The following is a 17,427-nucleotide window of genomic DNA, read 5'->3' on the forward strand; positions in this document are numbered from 1 at the left end:
GTGGTTCAGAGTGATCGGACGGCTACTGGGCCAGCGCCCACTTGTCCATGTTCCAGGTCACCGACGACTGGGCCGGGTTGGGCACGATGTTCTGCATCTTCTCGTCCCAGGCCAGCATGTTCGGGTGGGCGAACAGCGGGATCGTGGCCAGGTCCTGCCAGAGCACCTTCTCGATCGAGGCGATCATGGCGGGGTGCTTGGTCTTGTCGACCTCGGCGTTCAGCTTCTTGATGAGGTCGTCGACCTCCTTGTTGGAGTAGCAGCCGTTGTTGTTCTCCTTGCCGGCCTCGCTGCACTCCTTGACCGTGGTGTACGTCGAGCTCCAGCCGCTCACCTCGGCCGAGCCGGTCCAGGCGAACAGCGCCACGTCGTAGGTGTTGGTGGCGAGGGGGCCGCCGGCCTCGAAGAACTTCTCGTCACCGGCGTCGGTGATCTTGAAGCCCGCCTTGTTGCAGGAGTCGGCGATGAGCTGCACCTCCTGCGTACGGCGCGGGTTGGGCAGGTTGTGGCCGATCTTCACTTCCATGCCGACCTTGCCGGCCTTCTCCAGCAGCGCCTTGGCGCCCTCGACGTCGGGCTGGGCGTAGGTCTCCGAGCCGCTGCCGGCGGAGACGGTGGCGTAGTCCGGCTCGAACGGTAGCGTGTTGCGCACCTGCAGCACCTGCGCCTGCGGCGCGAGCGGCTTGATCAGGTTGTCCACGATGAGCTGCCGGGGCACGCACTTGGCGAACGCCTCGCGCAGCGTCTTGTCCTTGAACGCGCTGGAGTCGAAGTTGAAGTCCAGGTGCTCGTAGGTGTAGGCGTCACCCGTCTTCACGGTCACGCCCTGCATGCCCTCCAACTGGGCGAGCAGGTCGGGGTTCGGCTGCGGCTCGATCAGGTTGACCTCGCGGTTCTGCAGCGCCTGGGCCTGCTCCTCCTGGGAGATGACCCGCATGACGATCGTCGGGGTGGCCGGCTTGGCGCCCCACCACTTGTCGTTGGCGCTGAGGGTCAGCGACTGGCCGGGCTCCATGGCGGAGATCTTGTAGGGGCCGGACGCCGGGAAGAGCGACATGTCCTTGATGCCGCCCTCGATGACCCAGCCCTCGTTGTAGAACTTGATCACCGCTTCGAGCTTCTTGACGTCCGCCGCCTGCACCGCGGCGATGAAGTCCGCCTCGCTCATGCCCGCGGCCTTGTAGGCCACGTGGGCCGGCAGCACGTCGGCGGCGCCGGGGCCGTTGCTCTCCCAGTCGGCGAACGGCTCGGAGTACTCGAAGGTGAACTTCTTGTCGCCGGCCTTGCACGCGGGGGCCTTGACGAGCTCGACACCGGTGGTGCCGTCCACCTGGAAGCCCTTGATCTTGCCGGACTTGGCCGCCCAGTACAGCAGGGCGTCGTCACAGTCGATCGGGTTGCCGTCGGACCACACGCCGTTGGCGGCGAACTCGTAGTCGACGGTCAGCGGCGAGTCGGACGTCTTCGTGTACGAGCCGAAGTCCTTGTCGGGCGTCACCGCGCCCTTCTCGCCGTAGTACCAGAAGCCGAGCAGCACCCGCTGCATGGCGGTGCTGTTGACCAGGTTGTTCACGGCGATGCTGTTGTAGGAGTTGAACTCCTGCTCACCGGCGTAGGTGATGGTCTGCCCCGAGGCGGCGCCACCCGTGCTGGACGCCGTCGGCTTGCTCGCCTCGTCGCCGCTCTGGCCGCAAGCGGACAGCAGAAGCGCGCCTGCTGTCACCGCCGTGAGGAATCTCCCAAGTCTCCGCCTATGGGTCACGACAGCTCTCCTTTGTCCGAACTAGGGTCAGCGCTGCTGGTTAATGCGCAACAGGATCATCGGCCAACGTTTCGGACAAATAGCCGTCCCCATACTGTTGCGAACTTGAGATCGACGTCTGCCCGATCTGTAATCAGATGTCAGGGAAATCCACATTTCGCTGTCCACACTGTAGACAGGAGGGGGCCCTCTGTGCCAGGGTTTGCGCAAAAGCCGTCGCAGGCTGAAACCCCTGCGTAAGCATGCTTTTTTGTGGAAAGGGTGCGCTTTATCGTGTCCTTGGTAAGGCGGCTTTTCCGTGCCCGCCAGCCTCCGGCGCCCTCTCACGCTTCGGCGCCGTGAGCCGGCTCGTCCCTTCCTCCGCCGCGCGCCCCCGTCATCGGGGCGGACCGCGAGCACGATAATGGCCGGTGACGCGACGCGGCCGACCCAGGAAGAGGACGACACCGGTGACCCAGTTGGTCGAACACCACTCACGCAAGGCCGCGCGCATCCTCGACAGCGCGCGCGAGCTGGTGCTCGACCACGGCGCGGGCAAGGTCACCGTGTCCGAGATCAGCCGCGCGGCCGGCGTCGGCAAGGGCACCGTCTACCTCTACTGGCCGAGCAAGGAGGACCTCATCCGCGGGCTGTTCGCCCGCGACATGCTGACCGGCATGGAGGAGCTCATCACCCGCGTCACCGCCGATCCCGCCGTCGTGCTGCCCCGCCACCTGGCCCCCGCACTGGTGCGCACCATGGTCAGGCTCCCGCTCGCCCACCGCGTCCAGCGCGGCGACCCCGAGCTGCTCCGGCTGCTCGAACAGGAGCCCGCCGACCGCGAGCTGTACGCCCGCACCAAACCCACCGCCCTGGGCAACACGGTCATCCCCATCATGCGCAGGCACGGCCTCATCCGCGCCGACCGGCCGCTCGCCACCCAGGTCTACGCCGTGCACGCCGTGCTCGACGGGTTCATGACCGCCATCCAGGACCCGGCGTCCGCGCCGCAGGGCGTCGAGGACCCGGAAGCCGTTCTGGCCGATACCGTGCACCTGCTCGTCGAACCGGCCACCCCTCCCGGCGACGCGGCCGTCGCCGCGGCGGCCGGCGAGATCGTCGCCGTCTTCCGCGAGGCCAGGGACGCCGTCCTCGACCTCATCCGGCGCAGCCAGACCCCCGCACAATGAACGCGGGCCCAATTAACGATTTCGCGCGTTCTCTGATCCTTTCGGGGCCGACCGGATTTAAGCAATTCCGGTGGTGTCGCTCCGTAATTGAGCGACCCTTTCTTGGTCACCCGGACGGCGTATCGAGCTTGCCCCGCGAAAGGCTCATCCGCACGGCCCGACAGTCAGGCGGACGGTGACGATGTCACCCACGTCGAGCCCCTCCGCCTTGCGCACCCCCGCCTTCACCGGCACCAGGTAACGCCCGTCCTTCGGGAACATCGACGTCTGCCACCGGGTCTCCCGGATCTGGGCCGTCACCGGGATCATGCCCCAGCCGTAGCTCACCGAGGCGGCGATCGCCTCCACGTCCTGGCACTCCTCGTCCGGCACCGTGATGAAGTGCCAGGGCGCGGGGCCTCTCCAGAACCACAGCTCACCGCTGAACTCGATGTTCATCGACACAGAATAGGGCAGGTCATCTGAACAGGATGAGAAGCAGCAAAGCGGCCAGAATCACCGGCAGGGCGCCCAGGACCAAGGGGAGAGGCCGCTTCCGGTCGGGAGGCGGGCCCGCCTGCCCGGCGGCCAGGGTGTCCTCCCAGTCGCGTTCGGCGAACCTGCGGATGATCAGCAGGAGGAGGGGCAGGGCGACGCCCGCCATGGCGATCGCGGTGCCCAGCGCCTGCTCGGACGTGGTCACCGCCAGCCGGACCCCGCCGATGACCAGGACGGCGGCCAGGCCGAGCGGCACCGCCGAGCGGCGGGTCAGGTTCATCACGAGGGCGGCCCTGAGCGCGCCCAGCGCCACGCGCGACGAGCTCAGGCCCGCCTCCGCCGCCCCCTCGCCGTCGGCGAGCCACTGCTCCAGGTGACGCTCGCGCCGCGCCTTGCCGGGCAGGAGTGCGGCGGCGGTGACGATGACGCCCCTGACCAGCGGGTTCACCGTCAGACTCCCGGATGGGGCAGCGGCTGGCCGATCGGCTGGTGCGCGGCGGCGCGCCTGGCGACGGCGCGGCGCGCGGCGGGCAGCGCCTCGCCCTTGAGCCGGTAGAGCCGCCGGCGCGGGCCCTGCCTGGCGGCGTCCGCCTCCCAGGTGGAGATCACCCATCCGCCGCGCTCCAGCCGGTCGAGCACCAGGTAGACGGTGCCGGGGGAGCGGCCCGTGGCCTTGACGATCTCCAGCGCCCAGCGCGGGCTCAGGTCGGCCGTCAGGGCCTCGATCACGTCCACGGTGGCGGGGGTGATCACCGGCAGAGGCTGCATGATCACATGCTATGGCGTGCGCTTGCCCGGTGCTGTCGCCCCGCGCACACGCGTCATCGCGGTGCGGCGGGGCCCTGCCCGGCCTGTCTCTTCTCGTGCGCGGCGATCAGCGTGTCGATCTGCACGCTGAGCTTGGCCCCCAGCGGCCAGCCGATGTAGTGCGTCAGGAAGATCGCGATCTCCCGCAGCTCCCCGGCGGTCAGCTCGTCGTTGCCCAGCGCCGCCGGGATCTGGATGTCCAGCACGTCGTTCAGCCCCTTGGCGGCCAGGACGCCGACCAGGAGCAGCCGCCGGTCACGCATGGACAGCCCAGGCCGCGACCAGATGTCGGCGAACAGGTGATCCACCGTGATGCCGAAGAAGTCGCCGGGCCCGTCACGCACCTCCCACCCGTAGACCTGGGCCATCATCTCCAGCCCCCGCTGCCGCCGCTCGTCCGTCATGAGGGCTCCTCCAGGCCGAGGTCGGCGGCCAGCCGCCGGTGGGCGTGCCGGGCGAGCGGGGTGTCCACGCCCAGCTCGCCGGCCAGTTCGAGGGCGAACGACAGGTCCTTGTCGCCCAGCGCGAACACGTGCGCCATGATCTCCCGCAGCGGGTCGCCCGGAGGCAGCGGCGAGGTGGTGTCGCGGATCATCAGGGCGCCAGGCCCGCCGGTGACGGCGTCGGAGTGGCGGACGATCCGGCCGAGCGCGCCGAGCGGGATCCCCGCCGCCTCCGCCAGGCGCTGCGCCTCGGCGACCGCCGCGAAGGAGGCGAAGTGCAGCAGGTTGCGGGCCAGCTTGGCGCGGGTGCCCGCGCCGACGGGGCCCATGTGCAGGACGAGCCCCGCCCACGCGCCGAAAGCCGCCTCGACCCGCGCGAACGCCGCCTCGCTCGCGCCGACCATGACCGCGAGCGTGCCCGCCGCCGCGCCCATGAACCCGCCGCTGACCGGCGCGTCCACCACCTCGATCCCGTACGGCTGCGCCTCCTCCGCCAGCTTGACCGCCGTCTGCGCGCGGATCGTGGAGTGCACGGCGATGATCGTGCCGGGCCGCGCGGCGGGGATCAGCGCGGCGGCGACCTCGTTCACCTGGGCGTCGTCGCGGACCATGAGCGAGATGATCGCGGCCTGGGCCACGTCCGCCAGGCTCCCGGCGGCCACCGCGCCCCGCTCGGCCAGCGGCGCCATCGCCTCGGCCCGGACGTCGTAGACGATCAGGTCGGGGCCGGCCAGGCGTCCCGCCATGGGGCCGCCGATCTGGCCGAGCCCGACGAAGCCGTACCTCATGCCCGGAACACCTCGCCCCCGTCCACGTTGAAGATCTGCCCGGTGATCCACGCCGCCTCGTCCGACAGCAGGAACAGGCACATCCCGACGAGGTCGTCCGGCGTGCCGAGGCGCTTGAGCGCGAGCTTGTCCCGCACGATCCTGGCCGACATCCCGCCGGGCACCACCGCGCGGTGGGCGGCGGTGTCGATGGGGCCGGGCGCGATCGCGTTGACCCGGATGCCGAGCGAGCCGAGCTCGTGCGCGAGCTGCTGGGTGAGGCTGTTCACGCCCGCCTTGGCCAGGCCGTAGAAGCCGGAGTACTGCCAGGCGGCGGTGGAGGACTGGTTGACGATCGCGCCGCCGCCGCGCTCGGCCATCCGGGCGTGGCAGGCGCGGGCGCACAGCAGCGCGCCGTCCATGTTCACGGCCATGAACCTGCGGTAGTAGTCCCAGTCCACGGTGAACAGGAAGTCCAGCTTCATGGTGCCGAAGATGGCGGCGTTGTTGACCAGGTAGTCGATGCCGCCGAACGCCGTCACGGCCGCCGCCGCCATCGCCTCGACGGAGGCGGGGTCGGACACGTCGGTCCTGACGAACAGGCCGCCGAGGTCGTCGGCGACCTTCGCGCCCTGCTCGTCCACGTCCGCGACGACCACGCCGGCGCCTTCGGCGGCCAGCGCCCGCGCGTACGCCTCGCCGATGCCCTGAGCGGCGCCCGTGACGATCGCCACCTTCCCGGCGAACCGCCTCATCCCGCCACCGCCACCGCTACCACCACCGCCACCGCCACCGGCCCCGGGTTCCTGCGCGGTCATCCCGCTCCCTCCGCGATCGACTTGGTCTCCAGGTACTCCTCGAAGCCCGCGACCCCCATCTCGCGCCCGACCCCCGACTGCTTGTAACCGCCGAACGGCACGTCGGGGCCGTACCAGACGCCGCCGTTGACGCTGACCGTGCCGGTGCGCAGCCGCCGCGCCACCGCGCGCGCCCGCTCCGGGTCGCCCGCGTGCACGGCGCCCGACAGCCCGTACGGCGAGTCGTTGGCGATCCGCACGGCGTCGTCGTCGCCGTCGTGCGGCAGCACCACCAGCACAGGCCCGAAGATCTCCTCCCGCGCCGCCCTGGACCGGTTGGTCAGGCCCGTGATCAGCGTCGGCTCGATCCAGAAGCCCCGGTCCCTGTCGGGCCGCCGCCCGCCGGTGGCGAACGAGCCGCCCTCCGCGACCGCCAGCTTCAGGTAACCCTCGACGCGCTCGCGCTGGCGCGCGGAGATGAGCGGGCCGCAGACGGTGCGGTCGTCGGACGGGTCGCCGGCGCCGAGCCGCGCCATCGTCCGCGCGGTGATCTCCACCGCCTCGTCGTGCCGGGCGCGGGGGACCAGCAGCCGGGTGGTGAGCGCGCAGCCCTGCCCGGCGTGGGAGATCGCGGCGAAGGCGGCGTACGCGCACGCCTTGGCGAGGTCGGCGTCGTCCAGCAGCACGCACGCCGACTTGCCGCCCAGCTCCAGGAACACCTTCTTGAGCGTCTCTGCGGCGCCGCGCATCACCGCGCGGCCCGTCGCGGTGGAGCCGGTGAAGGAGACCAGGTCCACGCGCGGGTCGGCGGCCAGCCGGGCGCCGAGCGCGTGGTCGCGGCCGGTGACGACGTTGAGTACGCCCGGCGGCAGGTCGGTCTCCTCGGCGGCCAGCCGGCCGAGCACCGCCGCGCACCAGGGGGTGTCGGGGGCGGCCTTGAGCACCACCGTGTTGCCGGCGGCCAGCGCGGGGCCGAGCTTGGCCAGGTTGATCTGGTGCGGGAAGTTCCACGGGGTGATCGCGGCGACGACGCCCACCGGCTCGCGCAGCACGCGCCGGTCGCTGGCGATCCCCATCGGCGCGGCCCGGCCCAGGTCGCGCGTCCAGGCGTAGTTCTCGGCGAGGTCGGCGACCCAGCCCAGGTCGGCCACGGGCTGGTCGAGCTGCGCCCCGTACGTCAGGAAGCGCGGCGCGCCCGCCTCCCTGATGGTGAGCGCGCGCAGCTCGTCGGCGTGCCGTTCGAGCGCCTGCCGGAGCTGGCGCAGGCAGCGGACGCGCAGGCCGAGGTCGGTGGCCCAGCCGGACTCGTCGAACGCGCGGCGGGCGGCGTCGATCGCCTCGCCGAGCTGGTCGCCGGTGGCGTCGGCGGCCAGGCCGATGACCTCTTCCGTGGCCGGGTCGATCGTCTCGAAGCGCCGATCGCCCGTGACGAGCCTGCCGCCGATCAGGAGGGGAGAGCCCCGGTCCGCCCAGTCGTCGAGCAAGCGTCCGCTTGTTATGGACACGTGTCCAGACTACAGTTCACGAATGACCGTGCAAGGGGGAATCGAAGGAGGGGCCCGTGTCCCGTGACGACTACTCCGGCGCGTTCGACCCCGGCTTCCGCTTCGAGGACCTGTCGAAGGACGCCCTCGTGCGCCTGGTCAGGGAGTACGCGCTCATCGTGCACCTGCTCGACCGCTCCTCGCTCATCGCGGTCGGGATGAAGTACGGCCAGGAGGCCGTGGAGGAGATCGCCGTCCAGGAGTGGCGCGGCGCCAGCCCCGTCTACACCCAGCGGATCCGCGAGATCATGAGGATCGAGGGCGACGGCGTCTCGGCCATCTTCAAGTGCCTCCAGCTCGACCCCGGCTTCGCCCAGCACTACATGGACGTCGAGTACGAGCTGATCGACGAGACGCACGGCTTCTTCCAGCTCCGCACCTGCGGCGCGCTGCTCGACGTCGAGCCGTTCGGCGAGCGGGCCGTGCGCGGCATGTGCCACCACATCGAGGACGGCACCTTCGACTGGACCGCCCAGGCCGTCAACCCCAGGGCGCGCATCCGCCCGGTGCACCGGCCGCCCCGCGTCCCCGGCGACAGGGTGCCGCACTGCCGCTGGGAGGTCGTCATCGACGACCGCACCGAGCCGGTCGGCGAGGACCCGATCACCGCCATGACCCGCGCCACCACCGCGGCCCGCTTCCGCTTCCCGCCGATGCGCGACGGCACCCCGCACGTCCCCTGAGACCGATGAGTTCCGGCCGCGCGAATGGTCTTCTTGACTGCAACGGCGGAGAAGGGAGCGGTCTCGATGGACCTGCACAGCGTGGTGTGCGTACGTGACCTGGCGATCTCGCGGAAGTGGTACGAGGCGTTCTTCGGACGGGAGGCCGACGAGATCATCGGCGAGGAGCTGCTGTGGCAGGTGGGGGAGAACGCCTGGCTCGTCCTCGACGACAGGCCCGTGCGGGCCGCGCGAGTCGGCGGCACCATGATCACGTTCGGGGTGACCGACCTCGACGACATCCTCGCCCGGCTCGCCGCCCACGGCATCGCCCACGAACCCGTCGAGACGTACGGCAACGGCGTACGCCACGTCGAGATCCTCGACCCGGACGGCAACAGCCTGTCACTCGCCGCGGCGCCGCCCTCATAGTTGACCCGGATCCGGCGGAGGTGGCGCTACCATCGGCGGATGGCCGTCTCTGAGCTGATCCGCATCGCCACCCGCTCCTCACCCATGGCGCTCGCCCAGGTGGAGCGGGTCCGGCAGGAGCTCACCGCGCTGCACCCCGGCGTCCGCACCGAGGTCGTCCCGGTCACGACCTCCGGCGACCGGTGGCAGGGCGCGCTGTCGGAGCTCGGCGGCAAGGGCGCGTTCACCAAGGAGGTGGACGCCCTCCTGCTCGCGGGCCGCGCCGACCTCGCCGTCCACTGCGTCAAGGACGTCCCCGCCGACCGCCCCCTGCCCGCCGGCACCACCTGGGCGGCCTTCCTCAAGCGCGACGACCTGCGCGACGCCCTCGTGCACCCGGGCGGCCTCACCCTCGACGAGCTCCCGCCGGGCACCCGCATCGGCACCTCATCCGTCCGCCGGGTCGCGCAACTGTCCACCTCCCACCCGCATCTGCGCTGCGTGCCCATGCGCGGCAACGCCAACCGGCGGCTGGAGAAACTCGACGCGGGCGAGGCCGACGCGCTCCTGCTGGCCGTGTCGGGCCTGGAGCGGATCGGCATGCGCGACCGGATCACCGAGGCGCTGCCCCTGGAGACGATGTGCCCGCCGATCGGCGCGGGCGTGCTCGCCCTGCAGTGCAGGGAGGACGACTCCGAGACCATCGAGGCGGTCGCCGACCTGGGCGACGCCGACACCTGGCGCGAGGTCACGGCCGAACGGATGCTGCTGCACGTCCTGCAAGGCCACTGCAACAGCCCCATCGCCGGCTACGGCCGCGCCGAACGCGGCGGACGCCTGTCGCTGCGCGGCCGGGTCTTCAGCCCGGACGGCAAGACGGTCCTGGACGCCCACGAATGGGCGGGCCCGCTCGACCCGGCCACGCTGGGCACGTCCGTGGCGGTCGCGCTCCTGCGCCAGGGCGCCCGCCAGCTCATCGACGCCATCCCGCACTAGAGGTCACCACAGCGGCACCGGGGTCTCCGTCCTCGCGTAGTACCCCGGCACCGCCGCCCCGGAAGCCGCCCGGTCGAGCCGGCGGCGCATCCCGTCCGACAGCACGCCCGCCTTCAGCATCTCGACGAACACCGCCGTGACGTTCCCCAGGTCGAACCAGTCGCGCTGCCACCGCCACCGGAAGTCGCCGCCGTACCGGAACCAGCTCCCCCCGATCCCCGGCACCTCGTACGCGCTGCCGTCCGGCCGGCGGGCGTCGGCGATCTGCTTCCAGAACCCGACCACCTCCCCCTGGCGCTCGTCCACGAGGATGCTCTGGTACGGGTAGGACCAGCCGTCCAGCCCGCCCATCTCGGAGCCGAGGGCGAGGTCGCGGATCTCGTCCCGGCCGACCGCCATGAAGTCCTGCCCGGGGCCGATGTTCCAGCCGTAGGTGGCGTCCTCGGTGTAGAGGTCGGCGAGCGGGCGCCAGTCGCCCTGCTCCTCGCACCGCCGGTTGGCCTCCAGCCAGCGCCGTACCATCTCGTCCAGCTCGTCACGCGGGTACACCATCAGCCTCCTAGCTTGAGCGCCCGGGTCGGGCAGTATCGGACGGCGGCCTCCACCTGGGCGCGCAGCGACTCGTCGGGCTCCTCGTCGAGGACGCGCACCTTGCCGTTGCGCGGCACCTCGAAGACGTCCGGCGCCTCCAGCTCGCACATGGCGTGTCCCTGGCACAGGTCCAGATCGGCTTCCAGCTTCACGGCCGGCGCCTGCGGTAGCGGACGCGGCACGGGCGGGCGAGCTGGACGACCATCTTGGTGTGGTCGTTGCGGTAGGTGCCGGGCGGCTGGGCGAGGTCGAACTCCCAGTCGCGCAGCAGCACCGAGAAGATGGCCTTGAGCTGGATCATCGCGAAGTTGGCGCCCACGCAGCGGTGCCTGCCCGCGCCGAACGGCACCCAGGTCCACCGGTTGAGCACGTCCTCCTCGCGCGGTTCGGCGTAGCGGGACGGGTCGAAGGCGTCGGGCTGCGGGAAGTCCTGCGGGATGCGGTTGGAGACCGCCAGGCTGCAGCCGACCAGCGTTCCGGCCGGGACGCGGTGACCGAGCACCTCGTGCTCCTTCTTGGCCACCCGCAGCAGCAGGATCAGCGGCGGGTGCAGCCGCAGCGCCTCCTTGATCGCCGACTCCAGCAGCGGGATCTCGCGCAGCGCCTGGAAGCTGACCTCGGAGCCGTCGGCGTACAGCTCGTCCAGCTCCGCCACGACCCCGGCCAGCACCGGGGGGTGGCGCAGCAGCTCGATCAGGGTCCAGGCGGCCGTGCCCGAGCTGGTGTGGTGCCCGGCGAACATCATCGAGATGAACATGCCGGTGATCTGGTCGGCGCAGAAGCGCGGCGTGCCGTCGTCGTCGCGGATCGACATGAGCACGTCGAGCAGGTCCCGCTCCTCGCGCGGCGGGCGCGGCGCGGCGGCCCGCCCGGCCATGATGCCCTCGACGAGCGCCACGAGCTGGACGCGGGCGGCGTCGCGGCGGCGGAAACTGTCGATGTCGGCGTACGGGTCGACGTAGGCGATCGCGTCGGTCCCTCGCTCCAGGTCGTGGTACAGCTCGGCGAAGCGGCGGTCGAGCTGGTCGCGGAAGCGCTTGCCGATCAGGCAGGCGGAGGAGGTGTAGATGGTCAGCTCGGCGAACCAGTCGAGCAGGTCGAGCTCGCCGTCCTCGCCCCACCCGGCGACCATCCGGTCCACCTCGGCGGCGATCGTGGCGGCGTGGCCCTTGAGGAACGAGCCCTTCAGCGCCTGGTTGTGCAGGGCCTCGCGGCGCTGCTCGGGGGTGGCGTCGAAGACCACGCCCGTCCCGAAGATGGGCGTCATGAACGGGTACGCCTCCGCCTGGTCGAGCTCCTCGTCGGGGGCGCGGAAGAAGAACTCGTTCGCCTCGGCGCCCGACAGGAGGACGACCGGGCGGCCGGCCAGCAGGAAGCGTCCCACGTCGCCGCACTCCTCGCGGACGCGCCGCATCAGCCCGATCGGGTCGGTGCGCAGCTCGTCGAGGTGGTCGGGGCCGCCGGAGACGAGCGCGGGCTCCCTGGTCATGACTCGACCGCCTGCTCCGACCGGGTCTCGGCCGCGGGTTCCGGAGCGACCTCCACCGCTCGTTCCGGCTGGACCTCGACCAAGGTGAGGTGCACGCCGCGCGGCGCGGTCGCGACCGTCACGATCACGGCGGCGACCTGCTCGGCCTGGAGGAAGTGCGGGTGCCGGGCGAGCCCCCACTGCACCCACTCCTCCAGCACGACCGTGGTCGTCTCCGCGTCCCAGGTCATGCCCATCCCCGTCATCGTCGGCCCCGGCCTGACCAGCGAGACGCGCACGCCGCTGCCCTCCAGCTCCATCCGCATGGCGCGGGCCATGCCTTCCAGGCCGTGCTTGGCCGCGACGTAGGCGCCCATGCGGGGCCGGGGCGAGGGCACCACGTCGGAGGAGACGAGCACGACGTCGCCGCGCGCCCTGGCCACCATGCCGGGCACCACCTGCGAGATCAGCCGGTGCGCGCCGACCAGGTGCACCTGGAGCTGGGCGGCGAACGCCTCCGGGTCGAGCTCGTGAACGCGGGCGGCGGCCAGGTCGCCCGCACCGGAGACGACGATCTCCGGGTCGCCGTGCGCGTCGGTGGCCGCCGCCACGAACGACTTGACGGAGTCGGAGTCGGAGACGTCCAGGGGCAGGGCGACCGCCTGCCCGCCGCGCTCGCGGACGGCGGCGGCGATCTGCTCGCAGCGGTCCACGCGGCGCGCGCCGAGTGCGACGGGATGGCCGGCGTCGGCGAGCAGGGCGGCGGTGGCCGCGCCGATCCCGGACGAGGCCCCGCTGACCAGCGCGGGGCGGCGTTCGGGGTGGGGGGCGAATCGGGCCATGGAGGCGGGCCTCCTATCGGGGGGTGACGGTCATGGGTAACGCGGCGAAGCCTCGGACGTTGACGGAGTGCACACGGACGGCCTTGTCCGCGTCCACGTCGTAGGCGCGGACCCGGCGGACGAACTCGGTCAGGGCCAGCCTCGCCTCCAGGCGGGCGAGGTTGGCCCCCAGGCAGAAGTGCCGGCCGCCGCCGAAGCTGATCAGCGGCGAGGTGTCGCGGCCGAGGTCGTAGACGTCGGGGTCGGCGAACACCCGCTCGTCGCGGTTGGCCGACCCGATCAGGAGCAGCATCCGCGCGCCGGCGGGGACGAGCGTGCCGTGCAACTCGGTGTCCTGCGTGACGGTGCGGGCGATGAGCTGGCTGGAGGTGTCGTACCGCAGCGTCTCCTCCACCCAGGCGGGCACCAGGGCGGGGTCGGCGAGCGGCCTGGCGAGCTGCTCAGGGTTGCGCCAGCCCCAGTACAGGGCGTTGGCCAGCAGCTTGGTGGTGGTCTCGTTGCCTGCCACGACCATGAGGAACAGGAAGGCGACGACCTCCTCGTCGGTCATGCGGTCGCGGCCCTCCTCGGCGGCGAGCAGCGCGGAGGTCAGGTCGGGACGCGGCCTGCGGCGGCGCTCGGCTACCAGATCCTGGTAGTAGCCGGCCAGCACCAGCGCCGCCTCCATGCCGGCTGGCGGCACGTCGTTGAGTCCCTCCTCGCGGTGCACGACCAGGTCGGCGAGCCGCCGCACCTCGTCGCGGTCGGCCTCCGGCACGCCCATCAGCTCGGACACCACGTCCATCGGCAGCTTGCCCGCGAAGTCGGCGACCACGTCGAACCCGCCGGCGGCCACGGCCGGATCCAGGTGCCGCCTGGTCAGCCGCAGGATGTCGGACTCCAGCTCGCGCACCCGGCGCGGCGTGAAGCCCTTGGAGACCAGGGTGCGCATCCTGGTGTGCGACGGCGGGTCCATGGCCAGGAACGACATGGTGCGGTGCGCGGCCGGGCCCCACGCGCTCGGGTCGAGGGAGACGCCGTTGGCGCTGGAGTACCGCTCGTGGTCGCGGAAGGCGGCCGACACGTCGGCGTGCCGGGAGATCGCCCAGAAGTCGAGGCCGTCGTCGCGGTAGAGCGGCGCGGCGTCGCGCAGCCGCCGGTAGGCGGGGTACGGGTCCTCGTGGATCGCGTAGTCGTACGGGTCGTAGGACGGACTGTCCTGCACGGCGATCACCACCTCAGAACAGCAGCTCGGCCACCTCGGCGAGCCGGTCGGCCATTTCGGCGTAGGAGCTGTAGTTCATGCCCGCGTGCACGAGCGCCCCCGCGTACGCGAACTCCAGCGCGTTCAGCACGCGGCTCTGCTCCGGCGTGGGGCGTTCCGCGCCGGGGTCGAGCGCGGCCAGCAGCCGGCGGTGGATGGTGCGGCCGATGCGCAGCCGCAGCTCCCGCACGTCCGGGTCGGTGCCGAGCAGCGCGCTGGTGCAGGCGGCGGCCAGCTCGGGCTCGCCCGCGACCAGCAGCGCGATCTCGCGCAGCACGGCGATCACCCGCTCGCGCGGCTCCGCCGGCGTCGGCGGGATGGGCGGCAGTGCGCGCAGCCGCCGCCAGAACACCTCGGCGATGAGGTGGTTCTTGGAGGTGAAGTACGTGTACGCGGTGGCGGGCGCGACCCCCGCGCGGCGGGCCACATTGCGCACGGTGAACCCGTCGAACCCGGTCGCCGCGACCTCCTCGACCGCCGCGTCGGTGAGCCGGCGCACGGTGTCGGCCTGCCGGTCGGACAGCCGGCGGCGGGTCGACTCCATCAATTCGCCGGACATGTGTCCAGACGCTAGTTCAGGTGGGTGCGCGGCGCAAGGGCCGCCTCCACCGGACCCGGGTGGAGGCGGCCCCGCTCAGGTCACTGCGACAGGACGCTGTTGGGCAGGTAGAGAGGCATGGAGTCCTCCCACTGGCTGTCGGTCAGCATCCGCTTGCCGGAGCCGTCCGCGTTCATGATGAAGATCTGGCCGTACGGCTGGAAGGTGTTGTCGTACAGGGCGGCCTCCTGGCGGAAGCCGTACTCGCCGCTGTTGTAGAGGATGCGGCCGTCGGGGTTCCAGACGGCGTGGCCGTCGTTGGAGCCGCTGGTGGTCAGGACGCGCAGCCCCGTTCCGTCGGGGCGGATGGTGCATACGTCGAAGTTGGTCGCGCTGGTCTTGCGGGTGAACAGGATGAGCCTGCCGTCGGGCGACCAGTCGGGCAGGTTGTCGTACTCGGTGGTCAGGACGCGGGTCGCGCCGGTCGTCAGGTTGAGGATGCGCAGGCCCTTGGCCTGCTCGCCCCACACGCGGTAGACGATCTCGTTGCCGTCGGCCGAGTAGCTGGGGAAGCCGGCGTTGGTGGTGCCGTCCGTGAGCGTCTCCCACGCCGAGCCGTCGCTGCGCACCCGCGCGATCACGGCGGTGTGGTTGGCGCGCTCCTGGAACCAGCCGCCCAGGCCGAACGCGATCCACGCGCCGTCCGGCGACCACGCGGGACGGAACGCCCCGGCCAGGCCCTTGGCCACCATGACCGGGTCGAGGCCCTTGCCGAAGCTGTCGAAGACGAGCCGCTGGTCGGAGCCGTCAGGGCGCATGGTGACGATCGAGGAGTGGCCGAGCTGCTTGTCGGTGATCGCCAGCCGGCCCTGCCGTGACAGGACGGGGAACACGTCGCAGAAGCGGTACTCCCAGTCGGAGTCCCAGCTGTAGACCGGCTTGTCGAGCGGGCGCACGGTGAAGCCGACCTTCTGGTAGATCACCGACTGGCCGTCCGGCGTCCAGACCGGCGAGCGCAGCCACGGCCGCTTGACGACCGGCAGCGTGCCCGACACGTACGCCAGGCCCTCGTCGGCGCCGCCCTTCACCAGGTAGCCGATCTCGGTGGCGTTGACGTACTGCGGCGAGACCTTCAGGCCGGGGCCCGAGGTGTGCTCGACCCGGTCGCCGGTCACGAAGTCGACGGAGACGATCTGGGATTCCACCTTGCCGATGTACTCGGGCCGGTGGGCGCCCCAGGTGCCCTCCGTGGTGATCTCGTAGAAGACGATCCGGCGGCCGTCGGGCGACCACTTCGGCGAGCCGAGGCAGTACCCCTCCTTGGCGGCCACCTGGCGGAAGCCGCTGCCGTCGGGGCGGATGACGTAGACGCTCAGCTCCTGCGTGTGCTCCCAGCCCTTGCCGTCGTTGTGGCCGCGCCACGGCGTGTTGCGGTCGCTGGAGAAGGCGATCCACTGGCCGTCGGGCGACCAGGCGGGCCGGAAGTGGCCGTCGGGGAGCGCGGGGTCGCCGGCCACCGCCGCGCTGCTGGTCAGGCACTTCAGCTTGCCGGCGCGCAGGTCGTACACCCAGATGTGCGCCTTGCGGTCGCCGCGCGTGGAGACGAACGCCAGCTTGCCGCCGTCGGGCGACAGGACGGCGCTGTCGTCCATCGCCGGGCCGGTGAGCAGCGGCTGGATGTTCGTCCCGTCGATGCGGGCGCGGTAGAGGCAGGAGTTGCCGTCGCCGGTCCGCTCCGAGGTGAAGACGACCGTGCGGCCGTCGGCCGACACACTGGCGTGGTAGTCGAAGCCGGGGGTGGCGAGCAGCTTGCGCTCGTTCGTGCCGTCGGCGTTGGAGATGTACAGGTCGGACGTGGAGGGGCCGATCCGGTTGATCAACATCACGCCCTTCTTGCCGCTCCCGGCGGCGGCCACCGCGAAGGGCTGCGGGAGCAGGGCGGTGCCGACGGCCGCCGCGCCGGCGGCCAGGAACGACCGGCGCTTCATTCCGTTGTCCATCGTCGTACCAGGTCCTTTCTTCGGGGGGTGGGTCAGGCGCGTCAGGAGTGCTCCGCCGCCGACGGGCGGCTGCGCGGGGTGAGCCCGAGGCGCTTGAGCGCGAGGCTGTCGAGCCAGCTCAGCAGCCCGTTCAGGATGAGCGTCATCGCGATCAGGACGATCAGGCCGGCGAACTCGCTGGCCGCGTCCAGGTTCTGGGCGGCGGTGAACAGCCCGTGGCCGAGCCCCTCGGTGGAGGCGATGAACTCGGCGCCGATGACGCCGAGGATGGCGAGCGGGCCGCCGGTCTTCAGGGCGGCGAAGAACGGCGCCGCCAGCGTGGGGATCGTGACGTAGACGAGCAGGTGCAGCCGGCGCCCGCCCATCACCTGGACGATCTCCACCAGCTCCCGCTCCCGCAGCCGCAGACCCAGGTAGATGTTGTAGAACATGACGAACGCCGGCCCGATCATCGCGATGGTGATCTTCGACCAGGCGCCGATCCCGAAGAACAGCAGGAACAGCGGCGCGAGCGCGATCTTGGGGATGCCGTTGAAGGCCGCGATCAGCGGTTCGAGCACCCGGCCCGCCAGCGGGAACGAGCCCAGCACCAGCCCCAGCACGGCGCCGAGCACGACGCCCATGGAGAACCCGGCCACCACCTCGATCACCGTCGCCCTGATGTCGCTCCACCCGGACGCCGAGCCGAGCAGCTCCACCAGCGACGCCGCCACCTCGGTGGGCCTGCTGACGGCGTACTCGGGCAGGACGGGGCCGCTCAGCACCTGCCACAGGCCCAGCACGACCGCGATCACCACGACCCGCAGCGCCACCAGGGTGCCCTGGCCCTGCCACCGGTCGCTCCGCTTCCTGGCCGCGACCACGACCTCGGTCTTCTTCCTCACCGGACTGTCGGTGGCAGCCACCATGT

General features: G+C 71.5%; 20 protein-coding genes. 4 read left to right on the plus strand and 16 right to left on the minus strand.

Annotated features, from left to right (window positions below; all coding sequences use genetic code 11):
* Positions 1-22: 22 nt before the first annotated feature.
* Positions 23-1,762 (minus strand): ABC transporter family substrate-binding protein, encoded by a 1,740-nt coding sequence (locus ABD331_RS44230; RefSeq protein ID WP_344489128.1) that lies wholly within the window; start codon positions 1,760-1,762, stop codon positions 23-25.
* A gap of 449 nt (positions 1,763-2,211) precedes the next feature.
* On the opposite strand from ABD331_RS44230, the gene ABD331_RS44235 reads away from it, so the two are divergent.
* The gene (locus ABD331_RS44235) at positions 2,212-2,931 is read left to right on the plus strand and encodes a TetR/AcrR family transcriptional regulator (RefSeq protein ID WP_344489131.1); all 720 of its coding nucleotides are present in this window, start codon (positions 2,212-2,214) and stop codon (positions 2,929-2,931) included.
* 144 nt (positions 2,932-3,075) lie between these two features.
* On the opposite strand, the gene ABD331_RS44240 is transcribed toward ABD331_RS44235, so the two are convergent.
* The 7 genes from ABD331_RS44240 to ABD331_RS44270 are packed head-to-tail and all read right to left on the minus strand — an operon-like array spanning position 3,076 to position 7,727.
* A complete protein-coding gene (locus tag ABD331_RS44240) occupies positions 3,076-3,369 on the minus strand; it encodes a DUF1905 domain-containing protein (protein ID WP_344489134.1) in 294 nt (97 codons plus the stop codon).
* A 19-nt stretch (positions 3,370-3,388) separates the two neighbouring features.
* Positions 3,389-3,856 carry a hypothetical protein gene (locus ABD331_RS44245; RefSeq protein WP_344489137.1) on the minus strand — a complete coding sequence of 156 codons (468 nt, stop codon included), beginning with the start codon at positions 3,854-3,856 and terminating at the stop codon, positions 3,389-3,391.
* A gap of 2 nt (positions 3,857-3,858) precedes the next feature.
* Positions 3,859-4,176 (minus strand): PadR family transcriptional regulator, encoded by a 318-nt coding sequence (locus tag ABD331_RS44250; protein WP_344489140.1) that lies wholly within the window; start codon positions 4,174-4,176, stop codon positions 3,859-3,861.
* Between the two features lie 53 nt (positions 4,177-4,229).
* Positions 4,230-4,619 carry a carboxymuconolactone decarboxylase family protein gene (locus tag ABD331_RS44255; RefSeq protein ID WP_344489142.1) on the minus strand — a complete coding sequence of 130 codons (390 nt, stop codon included), beginning with the start codon at positions 4,617-4,619 and terminating at the stop codon, positions 4,230-4,232.
* Positions 4,616-5,446, minus strand: a complete 831-nt coding sequence (locus ABD331_RS44260) for an NAD(P)-dependent oxidoreductase (RefSeq protein WP_344489144.1) — start codon at positions 5,444-5,446, stop codon at positions 4,616-4,618. Before ABD331_RS44260 ends, ABD331_RS44255 begins: the two co-directional genes overlap by 4 nt.
* Entirely contained in the window at positions 5,443-6,180 is a 738-nt protein-coding gene (locus tag ABD331_RS44265) for an SDR family oxidoreductase (protein WP_344489147.1), read from the minus strand. The genes ABD331_RS44260 and ABD331_RS44265 overlap by 4 nt, the downstream gene beginning before the upstream one ends.
* Positions 6,181-6,239: 59 nt before the next feature.
* Complete coding sequence (locus tag ABD331_RS44270) at positions 6,240-7,727, minus strand: aldehyde dehydrogenase (RefSeq protein WP_344489150.1); 1,488 nt, start codon at positions 7,725-7,727, stop codon at positions 6,240-6,242.
* A gap of 56 nt (positions 7,728-7,783) precedes the next feature.
* On the opposite strand from ABD331_RS44270, the gene ABD331_RS44275 reads away from it, so the two are divergent.
* From ABD331_RS44275 to hemC, 3 genes are all read left to right on the plus strand, one after another.
* Positions 7,784-8,449, plus strand: coding sequence for a hypothetical protein (locus tag ABD331_RS44275; RefSeq protein WP_344489153.1), 666 nt, complete (start codon positions 7,784-7,786; stop codon positions 8,447-8,449).
* A 66-nt stretch (positions 8,450-8,515) separates the two neighbouring features.
* Positions 8,516-8,860: a VOC family protein gene (locus tag ABD331_RS44280; protein ID WP_344489156.1), complete on the plus strand. Its 345-nt coding sequence runs from the start codon at positions 8,516-8,518 to the stop codon at positions 8,858-8,860.
* 39 nt (positions 8,861-8,899) lie between these two features.
* Positions 8,900-9,835: a hydroxymethylbilane synthase gene (gene hemC / locus ABD331_RS44285; RefSeq protein ID WP_344489159.1), complete on the plus strand. Its 936-nt coding sequence runs from the start codon at positions 8,900-8,902 to the stop codon at positions 9,833-9,835.
* Positions 9,836-9,838: 3 nt separating this feature from the next.
* On the opposite strand, the gene ABD331_RS44290 is transcribed toward hemC, so the two are convergent.
* The 8 genes from ABD331_RS44290 to ABD331_RS44325 form a co-directional block, all read right to left on the minus strand.
* Positions 9,839-10,387 carry a Cif family virulence factor gene (locus ABD331_RS44290; RefSeq protein ID WP_344489162.1) on the minus strand — a complete coding sequence of 183 codons (549 nt, stop codon included), beginning with the start codon at positions 10,385-10,387 and terminating at the stop codon, positions 9,839-9,841.
* Positions 10,387-10,578: a ferredoxin gene (locus tag ABD331_RS44295; protein WP_344489165.1), complete on the minus strand. Its 192-nt coding sequence runs from the start codon at positions 10,576-10,578 to the stop codon at positions 10,387-10,389. The genes ABD331_RS44290 and ABD331_RS44295 overlap by 1 nt, the downstream gene beginning before the upstream one ends.
* Positions 10,575-11,915 (minus strand): cytochrome P450, encoded by a 1,341-nt coding sequence (locus ABD331_RS44300; RefSeq protein WP_344489168.1) that lies wholly within the window; start codon positions 11,913-11,915, stop codon positions 10,575-10,577. The genes ABD331_RS44295 and ABD331_RS44300 overlap by 4 nt, the downstream gene beginning before the upstream one ends.
* Positions 11,912-12,736, minus strand: a complete 825-nt coding sequence (locus tag ABD331_RS44305) for an SDR family oxidoreductase (protein WP_344489171.1) — start codon at positions 12,734-12,736, stop codon at positions 11,912-11,914. The genes ABD331_RS44300 and ABD331_RS44305 overlap by 4 nt, the downstream gene beginning before the upstream one ends.
* A gap of 13 nt (positions 12,737-12,749) precedes the next feature.
* Positions 12,750-13,940: a cytochrome P450 gene (locus ABD331_RS44310; protein ID WP_344489174.1), complete on the minus strand. Its 1,191-nt coding sequence runs from the start codon at positions 13,938-13,940 to the stop codon at positions 12,750-12,752.
* Between the two features lie 13 nt (positions 13,941-13,953).
* Positions 13,954-14,538: a TetR/AcrR family transcriptional regulator gene (locus tag ABD331_RS44315; RefSeq protein WP_344489177.1), complete on the minus strand. Its 585-nt coding sequence runs from the start codon at positions 14,536-14,538 to the stop codon at positions 13,954-13,956.
* Between the two features lie 80 nt (positions 14,539-14,618).
* The gene (locus ABD331_RS44320; RefSeq protein ID WP_344489180.1) at positions 14,619-16,517 is read right to left on the minus strand and encodes a hypothetical protein; all 1,899 of its coding nucleotides are present in this window, start codon (positions 16,515-16,517) and stop codon (positions 14,619-14,621) included.
* Positions 16,518-16,558: 41 nt separating this feature from the next.
* Positions 16,559-17,425, minus strand: coding sequence for an ABC transporter permease (locus tag ABD331_RS44325; protein ID WP_344489182.1), 867 nt, complete (start codon positions 17,423-17,425; stop codon positions 16,559-16,561).
* Between the last annotated feature and the right edge of the window lie 2 nt (positions 17,426-17,427).

The organism is Nonomuraea monospora, from assembly GCF_039531895.1.
Lineage (GTDB): Bacteria > Actinomycetota > Actinomycetes > Streptosporangiales > Streptosporangiaceae > Nonomuraea > Nonomuraea monospora.